At 41.0% G+C, this 13717-nt stretch carries 8 protein-coding genes; 1 reads left to right on the plus strand and 7 read right to left on the minus strand.

Annotated elements, in window-relative coordinates:
* Nucleotides 1-544: 544 nt before the first annotated feature.
* The 7 genes from M2273_RS05120 to M2273_RS05150 form a co-directional block, all read right to left on the minus strand.
* Nucleotides 545-2857 (minus strand): glycoside hydrolase family 3 N-terminal domain-containing protein, encoded by a 2313-nt coding sequence (locus M2273_RS05120; RefSeq protein WP_429393817.1) that lies wholly within the window; start codon nt 2855-2857, stop codon nt 545-547.
* 165 nt (nt 2858-3022) lie between these two features.
* Nucleotides 3023-4831: a RagB/SusD family nutrient uptake outer membrane protein gene (locus M2273_RS05125; protein WP_429393820.1), complete on the minus strand. Its 1809-nt coding sequence runs from the start codon at nt 4829-4831 to the stop codon at nt 3023-3025.
* A gap of 21 nt (nt 4832-4852) precedes the next feature.
* Nucleotides 4853-8218: a TonB-dependent receptor gene (locus M2273_RS05130; protein ID WP_429393822.1), complete on the minus strand. Its 3366-nt coding sequence runs from the start codon at nt 8216-8218 to the stop codon at nt 4853-4855.
* 195 nt (nt 8219-8413) lie between these two features.
* Complete coding sequence (locus M2273_RS05135) at nt 8414-9610, minus strand: FecR family protein (RefSeq protein WP_429393824.1); 1197 nt, start codon at nt 9608-9610, stop codon at nt 8414-8416.
* A 53-nt stretch (nt 9611-9663) separates the two neighbouring features.
* Entirely contained in the window at nt 9664-10260 is a 597-nt protein-coding gene (locus M2273_RS05140) for an RNA polymerase sigma factor (protein WP_429393826.1), read from the minus strand.
* A 502-nt stretch (nt 10261-10762) separates the two neighbouring features.
* The gene (locus tag M2273_RS05145; RefSeq protein WP_429393829.1) at nt 10763-11665 is read right to left on the minus strand and encodes a helix-turn-helix domain-containing protein; all 903 of its coding nucleotides are present in this window, start codon (nt 11663-11665) and stop codon (nt 10763-10765) included.
* A 64-nt stretch (nt 11666-11729) separates the two neighbouring features.
* On the minus strand, nt 11730-12542 hold the full coding sequence (locus M2273_RS05150) for an SDR family oxidoreductase (protein WP_429393832.1): 813 nt from the start codon (nt 12540-12542) through the stop codon (nt 11730-11732).
* A 305-nt stretch (nt 12543-12847) separates the two neighbouring features.
* Between M2273_RS05150 and M2273_RS05155 the strand changes: the two genes are divergently transcribed.
* Nucleotides 12848-13669: a universal stress protein gene (locus tag M2273_RS05155; protein ID WP_429393835.1), complete on the plus strand. Its 822-nt coding sequence runs from the start codon at nt 12848-12850 to the stop codon at nt 13667-13669.
* Nucleotides 13670-13717: the final 48 nt, after the last annotated feature.

Raw genomic sequence — 13717 nt, forward strand, 5'->3', positions numbered from 1 at the left:
GCATTCCTAAACATATAAAATGGAACATTCTGCCATTTTATACTCACTTTTAATGTCAAAGTCGTATTGGAGAGCATAATTTACTATCAGCAGCGTTTTTTGAAGAATTGAACATCGAACTGCTAAAATGAGTGAGTTTTTCGGTTATATTTACCTTGGTTAACAACAAGTTAAACGGCAAAAAAGAAGGACAAGCGACCGATTCTTCGTGCTTGTCCATTATGGCTCCTGAACCTGTGTACATTTTGAAACATTTGGTAGAAGATTTGAGGCGAATTGCAAATATTGGGGAAGATCCGTTAAAAGGTTTTAAATAAGCCCAAGTCAACGGGTAAATTTTATAAGTTAAAAGTTATCGCAAAACCTCCAGTCTCAAACTATTTCTATTAAGTATTTGCAGCTATTAATTGATCAAACAGCATGATTAAGCGTATTTTGAAAAGTGTGAATCAAATTTTATGTGGCTTGATGAATTAAACCCCGGATATAGGAATTATCCCCTTCAATGAAAAGGCCAAACACCATTGTTGAATATGCTGAGACCTCACTCCTTATATTCCAATTGTTTTTTCAACACCACATTATTGGCGGCTTTGGCAATCATTACATCAAATGTGCCTGGTTCAGTAACCTGTTTCATTTGGCGGTTCCATATTGCTATATCTTTAGCATTGATAGTAAAACTTACTGTTTTAACCTGTCCGGGTTCAATGGCTATTTTGCTGAAACGCTTTAATGCCATTACCGGGGTACTTACAGAATTTACCTTGTTACCCAGGTATAATTGTACTACTTCTTTACCAGGCATGTTACCTGTGTTTTTTACATCTACAGAAACCGTTATCTGCTCATTTTTGCTGAACTCCGTTTTTGATACCTTAAGATTACTATAATCAAACGAAGTATAACTTAACCCGAAACCAAACGCAAACAATGGATCTGTTGACGAAAACACGTAATCACGTCCTGGTTTTTCAATGGTTCCTGGCTCACGGTTATTGCCTCTTGATGAGTTTACATAATTGTAAAATACCGGAATATGCCCTGTAGACTGCGGTACACTCATATTAAGCCTGCCCGATGGATTTACTTTACCAAACAGGATATTGGCAACAGCTGTACCGCCTTTTTCGCCCGGGTACCAGGCTTCTAAAATGGCCGGAATGTTTTCCTTTTCCCAGCTTATGCTCCACGGACGGCCATTTTCCAATACCAGTATAACGGGTTTACCAGTTTTATATATGGCCTGCAACAATTCGCGTTGAACACCCTGTGGGTTAATATCAGTAACATCATACCCCTCGCCACAGGTGAACGGATCATTGGGTTCGTTACCTGGTGCCTGGCCATTCCAACCAACGCCAGAGAACACAACACTGGTTGTTCCTAATACCACTACCACGGCATCGCTTTCCTCAGCAGTTTTTACGGCTTCGTCAAACCCGCTCTTGTCAAGGCCGGTAAGTTCGCACCCTTTGGCGTAGTTTACTTTAATGTTGTTCCCGGCAAATTGTTTTATACCTTCCAATACGTTTACTCCCGATAAGTTATCCCTGGTAAAGCTATAATCACCGTATTGTACCTTATTGGCATTGGGGCCTATCACGGCTATGGATTTTAGCTTACTGATATTAAGCGGCAAAAGGTTATCATTGTTTTTCAATAAAACTATTGATTCTTCCGCTATTTGCTGAGATAGTTTAATATGCTCCGGGGTATGTACCCTGTCTTTTATGCGTGCGGTATCAGCCAGGGGTTTTTCAAATAAGCCGGCCTTAAATTTAAGGGTAAGGATACGGGCTACCGCGGTATCAATCTGCGATTCTTTGATCTTACCGGCTTTAACCAACTCAACCAAATGGGTATACACGTCGGGGCGTGCCGCCTCCAGGTCAACACCTGCTTTTATTCCCAGCAAGGCGGCTTCTGATGCGTCTTTGGCTATTTTATGAAAATCGTACAGCTGACTAAGACCTCCATAGTCAGAGAATACGTACCCCTTAAATCCCCACTCTTGTCTCAACACTTGCTTTAATAAAAACTCATTACTGTGAGCAGGAATACCATCTATTTCATTGTATGACGGCATAATGGCTGCAATGTTTGCATCCTGCACAACATCACGGAAAGGTGCCAGGAACATAGAACGCAGCTCGCGTTCACCAATTTCGGCCGGTGCCAAATTAATGCCTGCTATGGGCTTGCTGTAGGCTGCGAAGTGCTTTCCGGTACACATCACTTTATCAAAGGCAAAACTGTTACGGGTTTGCACCGGATCGCCCTGCATGCCCCTTACAAAGGCAGAACCAAGCTGACCAACCAGGTATGGGTCTTCCGAAAAACACTCTTCCACCCTGCCGTATCTGGCGTCCCTGATGAGGTCAAACAAGGGAGAAAGTGCTTCATCAACCCCTGATGTGGATGCCTCGGTAGCAATAGCCTGCCCCATTTGCTCTATAAGTGCCGGGTTCCAGGTGCTGCCCTGCGCTATAGCTTGCGGAAAAGTGGTTGCCCCTGCTGCTAATTGCCCGTGTAAACATTCGCCAATTTGTATGGGCGGAATACCCAACCGGGTTTGTTCACGGCTATATTTTTTTGCAGCGGCAGATTTTATGGCAACATCCTTTACATTAGTAAAGGGGCTTTCCAAAACACCGTAGGCAATTTTACTGTTTTTTGCACCTGAGAGTGACGACATGCTCATCTGGCCTACTTTTTCTTCCAGTGTCATTCGCTTTAAGAGGTCTGCTACCCGTTTCTGTACCGGTACCTTGGGGTCTTTATAAACTTGTGCCTGAGCATTAAGGCCTAATACTACAGCATAGATTAACAGGAAGAAAGATTTTTTGTAGTGCATTCGATTTAAATTAAATATTACGGATTTATTATCCATGTTTTACGATATGACCGGTACAGACTTCTATCCGTACCGGTCGTTTCAATTTGGCACCCTGACCTTTCAGAACAATTATTTCAATAAATAAAACGTCAAAAGTCAAACCTCATGAATATCTTGTTTGTCCTAATAATTAGGGTTTTGTTTGATATTGGAATTCCTGTCAATTACCTGTTGAGGTATAGGATTCAAATACATTTTGGGTGTAAATACGTGGGGGTGCCCAAGTAATACCGGCTCATATTTCCAAATACCTTTATTATCAGCCGGTGACGTGTTGGTAATTTTCATACCGTGCCTATCAACATTCATTACACTTTCGGCTATACGCCAGCGGATGATATCATAATACCTTTTGTTCTCAAAACAAAGTTCTACCCTTCTTTCATTACGGATAACGGCACGCATTTGCTCCTGGCTTAAAATTTGGCCACCATAAGTAGCTTCAAGCGTAGGCAGCTGGCTTCTTGTTCTGATCTTATCAATAGCAGCGTAAACATCTGCATTGGGGCCGCCTGCTTCGTTCTGTGCCTCGGCATAGTTCAAAAGCACCTCGGCATACCGAAAGTATACATAATTTATACCATCGGTACTTCCCCCGGCCGGCCTTATATCAGGATTAAGACGCTTTTTGAAATAATAAGCAGTATTAGAAACATCCGATGAGCCAAAATCGATCTCATTTAGAGATGGATGAACTTTATTAATCCTGGTAAAAATGGTATCGGTACTGGTCATCCAGTTTTGCTTATAAGGAGCACCATCGTACACAATCCAATCGTAAAAACGCTTTTCACGGTGCAGGTATGGATGCTGTGGATCGTAACCTGATTTTGGATCGGTTATAGGTAAACCATTATCCATCCTGAACTGATCAACCAATTCTTGAGTCGGATCGTAGTTACCCCAGGTAAAATACTGCCCTTGTATATATACCGGACCACCAAAAAGATTAAATGCGCTACCTGTGGTATTGGCCACAGACTGCTTGTCAAAGATCACTTCGGTGTTGTACTCGTTGGTTTCTTTCCAGAAAGTAGTCATATCCGGGTATAGTGTATAGGTACCGCCAAGCTCGTCAATAAATTTTTTGTTGGTTGCTGCAGCTTTGGTATAACGGGCTGCATCAGTGTTGCCAAAGCTGAAAAACTTGTTAGGATCGGAACCCGTAACCGGCGTTGCCGTATTAAAGGCAGGACTCGCAGCATATAATTCTATCCAGCCTTTTAGAGCCAGCGCCGCACCTATTGTAACACGTCCTGCGTCCGCCTCACCTGCATTATATTTTTTTGCAAGGTAATTGTTGGTAACTACAGAATCTAACTGGGCATCAATAAAGTTAAATGTGTCGCCAAAAGTGCTTCGGGCTTTAAATAGTTCGGCCTGACTATCTGTGTTTCTGTCTTGTGGTACTGTTATAATAGGTAGCCCCCCAACATGCATCCATAAATAGCTGTAAAAAAACGCTCGCAGGAAACGTACCTCATCTATCCTTTTGTTCCGATAAGCTTCTGATAAGTTAGACGGGTGAGCATTAACCTGCTGAATAAAAGTATTACACTTCCTGATCTTGGAATAAACCTTGTTCCACTCCTCATAATTAGATGCATTGCCATCATTTTCTTGCGGGGTTCCGTCTTCAACACCGGGGCCAATAATACCTTGTCTCCAACGCCACGATTTCCAATATGGGCCACCGTCATTATCATCAGTATAACTGTCCAGGGGGTCTGGAGTATCGCCCTGATTATTTATCTGGCCGTATATATCGTTTAAAAACAGATCGGCGGTGGTTTCATTGCTCCATTGCACATCGCCGGCTACAGAGTCTTTTGGTACATTATCAAGGTACTTTTTACAGGCCGCCATTGGCAGCACCAATACAGCCAATAAAAGCCAGCTGTAGTAAATACTATATTTATTAAAATTTTTCATGACTTTGATTCCAGTGTTTTGTTAAAAAGTTACGTTTAGTCCAAAAATGAAAGTTTTTTGAAGCGGATAAGCTTCTTCACGATTGGTATAGCCTGTTTCAGGATCCATAAACTTGAGTGGGCTTACGGTGAATATGTTTTGCCCCGTAACATAAAAACGCAAATTTTGGATACTGAACTTTTTGGTAATAGCGGCAGGAATGGTGTAACCGATAACAGCAGTTTTTAACCGCAAAAAGCTGGTATTAGCCATCCATATAGAGGATGAAAATGCACCAAAACCATCGCCATTAATTGGATTGGTAGTATTATTGGTGTTTTTTGAAGCATATGCTTTTGGATATTTAGCATCCTGATGATCGGGGGTCCAGCGGTTATCAAAATACTCATAAGATGTGTTGGTATTATTGATCCTGAAAGGAACATTTTGATATCCCTGTATATTCAGGCTTGCGTTGGCAGCACCCTGAAAAAATAAGGTTACATCAAAACCTTTCCATGAAGCATTCAGGTTTAAGCCGTAAGTTATTTCAGGCGTGGTAGGATAACCAACAACGGTTTCATCATTATCATCAATTTTTCCATCTCCGTTTATATCAGCATATTTCACATCGCCGGGATGAATAGCGCCAAACTGGGTAATGTTATAACCATCTTTATTGTCAATCACCCCGTCGCCGTTTTTATCATCTGATGTTTTAAATAAGCCCAGCGCTTTATAGCCAAATGGAGTACCAAATTCCCTGCCGGTTCGACTGCGATTGGGATTATTCTTTGTGGCATCAGACTCAAAAACCTGTAAAAGCTTATTCCTGGCGAAACTAAAATTACCCGATACGCCCAACTGCAAACCATTCCTGAATTTGTTGTTTGTACCAAGCACAAACTCAATACCATGATTGCTCATAATACCGGCGTTTGTTTGCGGCAAGGCTAACCCATACTCCACAGGAACAGTGGTTATAGGGTTAACCAACATATCTGATCTTTTTTCATAAAAGTAATCTGCCTCAAAAGTTAACTTTCCATGCCATAAGGATCCATCAAGGCCAATATCAGATTTGTTAGCTTTTTCCCATGTAATTTGAGGATTAGACTCTAACGGTATATAAGCCCCCTGCACAAGGTTTCCTGCACCAAAAGCATAGGCATTGCCATACAAATTATACTTTGTAAGATATTGATAATGAGAATCCCTATCGGGAAGATTTCCAGACTTCCCGAATGAACCTCTCAGCTTCAGGTTATCTATAAAAGATAAATTGTCTTTAATGAACGATTCTTCAGACAAACGCCAGGCAGCTGAAAATGCAGGAAAAAATGCCCATCTATGTCCGGGTGCAAAATCATAAAACCCATCATACCTGCCGGTTGCTTCAATTAAATACTTTTGTTTATAAGCATAATTTAAGCGGTAAACGTATCCTAACTGACTACTGGTACTCGATGAACCTCCATTATCAAAGTTCGATTTATCTGATGTACCCAGATTCAATTCATCCACATCGACACTAAAACCTCTTCTTGACGCTTGAAAGTTGCTACCGATACCTCTGCGAGCTTCAGCAACTATTAAACCGGTTATCTCATGATCACCAAATGTGCGGTGATAGTTCAAATATCCCTGGTAAGTAAAATTCTGGCTTTTGCCAAAATATTGTGAAAGCGTGGTAACTCCATCGCCCAGCAGGTTTTTGGTATAGGTAACAGGCGTGGTAGAGCCATCATATATGTAATAATAATCGGGTCGTGTCCAGTCTTTATGCTCCTCTGTAGATGGATCATAGCTGAATACACCCTTAATACTTAAACCCTTTATAAAGGGTAATTGCTGTTCAATGGATATGGAGTTTAAGGCTGTGTTTTTGTTTATCTTATTGTAACTCCCACTCGCCAGATCCGCGGCTGGTGAGTAACCTCCCGATTGCCCCCAAAGGCCATTGCTATAATAAATAGGTGCGGTAGGTATATAAGAAATTCCCTGTGGATTTGGCCCGGTTTGATTTTGCTCGATAGAGTTGTTTAATGAAACACTAATTTTAGTAGTAGATGTCGCATTAATATCAACCATGGCGTTATAGTTATAGCGATTATAAGACAAGGGATCATAAATACCATCTTGCCTTAAGAAATTCAATCCCAAATAATACTGTACCCTGTCGGTCCCGCCAGATAACTGTAAATTGTAGCTTTGTTGTGGTTTGTTTAATTTAATGAGTTCGCGTTCGGCATTGCTGTTCGGATATTTATCCGGATTTTGCGCGTGAAGGTTATTATAATTACTGATCAGGTCTGTTGCAAACTCCGGCGCCAACCCTGAGTTTATATCCGCCTCATTTTTAAGCGTCATATAATCTTTTGCATTTAACATATTAGGCGGAAACGTAGGGCGTAAAAAACCATAATAGGCCCCCAAAGAAAGTGTTGGAGCTCCTGTTTTACCATGTTTGGTAGTGATCAATATAACACCATTAGCTCCCCCCAAACCATAAGGCGCGACAGCAGCAGCATCTTTTAACACCGATACAGACTCTATCTGGTTTTGATCAATCTCGCTAATATTAGGGCGAACAATTCCATCAATTACGATAAGCGCACCGCTATTATTACCAATTGTTCCGATGCCTCTAACGTGTATATCCGGGTTATCCTGTCCGGGTACACCACCATTTGGACGGGCAGATATACCCGCAACCCGGCCTGCTAAAGACGAAGTAATATTAGGAACAGGCGCTTTAACTAACTCGGCACCTTTAACAGTTGAAACAGATGAGGTTAATGATGTTTTACGCTGGGTTCCGTAACCTACTACTACAACCTCATTTAAGTTTTGATTACTTCCATTTAACTGAACATTAATCACGTTGTTTTCACCCAGCACCACCTCGCTGCTTTCAAAACCGATAAAACTAAATACCAGGGTTCCTTTATTATCAGGTACCGTGATTTTATAATTACCATTAATATCGGTAACAGCAGTCGTATTTGTTCCTTTCAATAAGACAGTTACACCGGGTAGCGGTAGTTTCTTATCGTCGGTTACATTACCCGTAATTGTAACAGGTTTCAACTGCTCCTTTTCAACAGGCGGAGCCGGTTTGTATTTAATAACAATGACATTGTTGGTAATAGTATAAGTTAATGGCTTATCCTTAAAGCAGGCCTTGAGGGCGTCATCAATACTGGCATTTTTAAGGTTCAGATCGGTATTGCCTAAACCATTGATCATTTCATCGGCATACAACACCTTGAAAAAAGTTTGTGCTTGTATAACCTGAAAAAGCTTTTCCACAGGAACATTGGTGCCTTTATAGGTGATGCGCTGACCATAACTGGCCTGCGAAACTTGTAAAAAAATGGTGATCAATAAAACAAGGGTAAGTTTCATTACCAGCAAAAGTTTAGGAATGCGGACAGGGCGCATGCATCCCGTTTGAAAATAAAATTTCATACATTTGAATGTTTGGGTTAAATTTTGGTTAAAGATTGGTCGTACAATTGTTAGCGGTTTATCCCAGGCTCAGCCAGGAAAGCGTTCGTTGCGCTTCCTGGTTTCTATAGAAAAACCACCTTAAAGTAAATGTTAAGGCATGGCGGTAATTCTCCTTTCTGTTATCTTAAAGTGTACTAATCCGGTTAATTCGAGGTATTTTAAAACTTCGGTGATGTTTTGCGAACGGGGTATGGTACCTACAAAGGTCGCCGTTGTAGTTTTGGCCTCATAATCAATGTCCACATCATACCAGCGAGCTATTTTGCGCATAATTCCTGGCAGCTTTTCATGAGCAAAATTGAAGTTGCCGTTTTTCCATTCAACAGCTTCATTAACATCTACATTTTTTACAGTGATACTTTGTTTTACCATGGCTTGCTGCCCCGGAACTATCGTTTGTGCAGCATTACCTTTGGTTATTTTTACTGAACCTTCAAGCAGCGTAGTTGCAGTAGCGTCCTCATCCTTGTATCCCATGATGTTAAAATGGGTACCCAGCACCTCTACCTCCATGGTATTTACACTTACTTTAAATGGATGCGTTTTATCTTTAGCAACTTCAAAATACGCCTCACCTTCCAGCATTACCGTACGTTGCTTACCGATAAAACGGGCTGGAAATTTTAAAGATGAAGCTGCATTAAGCCATACTTTACTGCCATCGGGCAGCACAACCTGGTATTGCCCCCCACGTGGTGTGCTTATGGTATTGTAGGCCAGTTCATCAGTTGCCTGAGCCTTGTATTTTGAAACATCATAAACAAGCTGACCATTTTTTGATTTGTAAATATGTACGCCACCCTGGCTGGCCAGCATACCATTATGGGCCGAATCAAGCACAATGGTATTGCCATTGCCCAGCGTAAGTGTAGCTTTATTACCACCAGGAACTATTTTGGATGTATAAGTGATTTGAGCCGAAAATTGTGGCTGCTTCCTGCCTTTAAAAAGGAAATAAAGTAAGCCTACCGCGCACAGCATAGCCGCGGCTGCAGTTGCTCTTCTTGCAAAAAGCCGGAAGTTTTTTCCCCTGGGAAATATTTTATCCGATGCCGGTGAATACCCGGCTTCATTGATCTTGTTCTCGATCAGCTTAACCAGATGCCCGTTTTCGGGATAACGTTCATCCGGCTCATCCTGGAAATACCAGCTATACTTGTTTAAAACTTCTTCGATCTCGGCTTCTGAAGCGGTTTTAAACCACTCTGTAAGCCGCAGATGATCGTTTTCATTCTGCTGGCGATTTTTAAGGTTCTCGAAAAATTGATCAGGTATCGATTGGCTCATATCTATTAAGACGAATGCCAACTCCGGAAAACCCCCTCTGTGTGAAAATATTTTTAATTTACCCGTGAAGAAATGGTAAGGTACAGGAACACAGCTATAATTTCGCCGTGTTTATAAAGGTATTTGCGCACAAAGCTAACGCCGGCATATAATTGCTTTTTTACAACCGATTTGGAGATATGAAGTTTTAAAGCAATCTCGTCAAGGGTAAGGTCATCATTTAAACGCAGTTTAAATATCTGTTTCCTTTTTTCGGGCAGCAAATCAATCGCATGTTGGGCCATTTGATAATACTCTTTATAGGAAAAATGATTGTCTGTGTAATTTTCTCCTATCAAAGCTTTTAATTCTACTACGTCCAGTATCTTGCTTTCCAGCTGCAAACGGCGGATATAGTCAAACAAAAGATTCTTTGCCGACTGGTATAAATAAGCTTTTGTAGATTTTACTTTAACGAGGCTTTCGCGGTTTTCCCAAACCTTTAAAAAAAGCTCCTGTACAATTTCCTCGCTGGTTTCCTTTACATAGCAAATACTATAAACATACTTGTAAATATTTTTCAGATATGCTGTGTAAAATTGCGCAAATGCTTCCCTGTCGCCAATGGCGATGCGATTAATCAATTCGGGTTCATTAAGAAGCACTTTCATTAAATTAAAACAGGGGTATCTATACTAAGCGCCGCTTCGCAATCGATTGCGATTTAATTCTAAGTCACTCAATTGTTTAAATAAATCTTAATATAATAAACTATTTAATGGTTAAATTGGCACAAAGCAATGATACAAACATAGAAAATTACTTGCAATACTAAAAATAGTACATTTTTAGTATTGTCAAGCACCCTACATTTTGTTGTAAATAAAATCCTTGTCAGGCTCAATATTCTCTATGGCTTTGAATTCTATAGTAAAGCTGGAATTAGAAGGAGTGCTTAAGTGATGGTTAGTAAGCCTGGAGTAAATGCAAGTGATATTACACATAGTATTGGCAAGTCGAAACCAACAACAGGAAGATACATAAGCCTATTAAGACAGTCAGGGACCAAAGAAAGAAAAGGAGTATCAAGAACCTCTGGTTAAATTGGCGAAGAGTGTTCAATGCTATCGGTTTTTCTAACAGTCCTTTCCATAAGCCTCAACAAACATAATTTTAGTTTAATAACCTGTACTCACTCGGCGATTTCCCTGTTTTTGTTTTAAATATTTTCGTAAAGTGCGATGGGTGCTCAAACCCAAGTCCGTAAGCAATTTCGCTGATGGACTGATTGGTACCCCACAGCATGGTTTTCGCTTTATCTATCAGTTCCAGGTGGATATGTTCCTGTGTGGTTTTACCCGTGAATTTACCCAACAGGTCAGACAGATAGTTAGGCGACAGGTTGAGCCTGGAGGCAAAATAACCCACGTTGGGCAGGCCGGTTTCTATGAGGTTGTTTTGAGAAAAATAATCTTTTAATAATTTTTCAAACTGCTGTACCACATCCGAATTAACCTTTGCCCTGGTATAAAACTGCCGGTCATAAAATCGGTTGCAATAATTCAACAGCAATTCAATATTGCTAACGATAAGGCCCTGTGAATGCTTATCGATGTTTTGCGCATACTCTTTTTCGATTTTGGCCACACAATCTTTAATGATCAGTTTTTCCTCTTCCGAAATGTGCAACGCCTCGTTTATCTCATAATTAAAAAACGAATACTGGTGTATCTTTTTGCCCAGGTCGGTACCATGGATCAGGTCGGGATGGATGAACAGCGCCCAGCCTTCTTCCACTTGAACATCGGGTCCGGGGCCGAGAACCTGGTCGGGAGCGGTAAACATCAGGGAACCCTCATTAAAATCATAATGTCCCTTGCCGTACTTTAACAATCCGTCAAACTTTTTACACGAAATGATATAAAACCCGAACCGGTAAAGTGCATCCTCTTTGGGCCGTTTGGCATAAAAGTCGCAATGATCTATCACACTCACCAGGGGATGCCTGGGTGGGATGTATTGTACCATCCTGTGCAGATCGCTGATTGATTTGACTTCAATGTATTTATCGGCCATGTTTTTATTGATAAAGTTACTGTAAAAAAAAGAAAGGCTGCCCAATGTGGGCAGCCAATGATATTTAAATGCCCATTTGGCCCACTATCATTTTTTTGAAACCCACATCGTCCATTTGATGCCTTGCCTCAATTATTGGCCCAGCGTCATGACCTACGGGGTAACGCAATTTTTCGGTACCGTCGGTAGCGGCCTCGTAAATAGCTTCGGCCACCTCGCCAATGTTTTCAGACATCGGCCAGTGCTCTATCGCGCTAATAAATTTATCAAACGGAGCCTGGTAATCGCCTGATTCGCCAACGCCGAAAATGGCTATCGAACGACCTGCGAACTCGGTTTTATAGCCGCCTGGTTCAACAATTTTTAACCGGATACCCAAAGGGTTGAGTTCGTATTGTATAGATTCTGTTAAACCTTCTACCGCGAATTTAGTAGCATGGTAAAGTGACGAGAATGGGAAGGTAACCTTACCGCCTATAGAAGAAACATTGATAATAACGCCCGATCTTTGTTCACGCATAACCGGTAATAAGGCTTTTGTTACCTCGATGAGCCCAAAGAAATTAACATCGAACTGTTGTTTGATCTCCGCTTCGGTAGCGGCTTCTAAGGCACCAAATGCACCATAACCCGCGTTGTTCACCAATACATCAATCTGGCCAAACTTTTCGATTCCGGCTTTCACGGCGTTTTGTATGCTGGCTTTGTCGGTTACATCTAATTTGGTTACCAAAACCTGGTCAAGTGCCGATAACTCTGTTTCTTTTTCTGGTGAACGCATGGTAGCTATCACGTTCCAGTTGTTTTTATGAAATAATTTAACGGCCTCTTTTCCAAAACCTGATGAAGCGCCGGTTATTAATACTGTCTTTTTCATTTATTTTATATTTAATTGCTGAAACAAAGGTCAGGCTAAGAGAGATGGCTGATTTATACTTTTCTACTGATCACTTATACATTTCGGGGATCATCATCCCAACTACCGAAGAATAATCGTTTCAAGAAAAAAGTCTTACCCCTTTTGTTTCATTTTGGAAGTCTGAATAAATAGAAAAGTCCCCAACGCGGCTGCCGGGACTTTTCAACCTAAGCTTATTATTACGCTGTACCAACAATTGTTTTAGTAATTGCCGGTAATTTTAACCTTTATATTTTCAACCCTGATAATTCAATTTTTATATTATGAAAACCATATTGGCCGCTACCAATTATACAGAGCTGGCAGAAAACGCAGTTAATTATGCCGCAGGTATAGCCCGTCAAAATAATTATAAATTAATCCTGTTAAACGACTTTACCATTTCTGTGCATGTCGAAAATGCGCGTCTTGCGGCTGACCTGGTTGAGCAATTAATAGATGAAAACAGAGTACTCCTGGAATCAAAGGCTTTATTACTCGCTGATGAATATGGAATTGAAGTACTCGCCAGGGCCACTTTTTCCTTTATCGATAACGCCATTAAGGAAGTAGTTGCTGAATACCAACCGGAGATGATCGTGATGGGAATGGAAGAAAAGTCGCTTGAACAGGAACTTTTAGGAAATACCACGACATCTATTATCAAAAAGCTAAAATATCCGGTGTTGGCTGTTCCTGCGAATGTAAAATTCAATGTTCCCAAAAAGGTACTTTTTGCGTGTGATGTACTAAATGGAGTATCTGAACAAATATTGGCACAGGTCAAAAATGTGGCTTTAATTACTCATGCCGAAGTAGAAGTGCTTTTAATTAACGAAACCGTAGAGGAATTGAAAGAAATGGGGGCTGATACAGCGGCATTAAATCGCATTGACGATGGTCTTGAAGGTATTGATTATTACTATAAAAATGTCAAGTCAGATTCGATCATCGAGGGAATTGCCAATGAGATCAAGAGCGTAGGAGCTGACCTGTTAATTATGGTGCCCGAACAGCACGGATTTTGGGGATCCATGGTACATCGCAGCAAAACACGCATCATGGCCTCTGGCCTGAATATTCCCTTATTTTCAATTCCTGCATAAGCAGAATTGGACATTCCGGGACCGTTGACCAGCCCGTTCCGGAATTGC

Origin of the sequence: Mucilaginibacter lappiensis (assembly GCF_050433765.1) — a bacterium.
In the GTDB taxonomy this organism is placed as follows: Bacteria; Bacteroidota; Bacteroidia; order Sphingobacteriales; family Sphingobacteriaceae; genus Mucilaginibacter; species Mucilaginibacter lappiensis_A.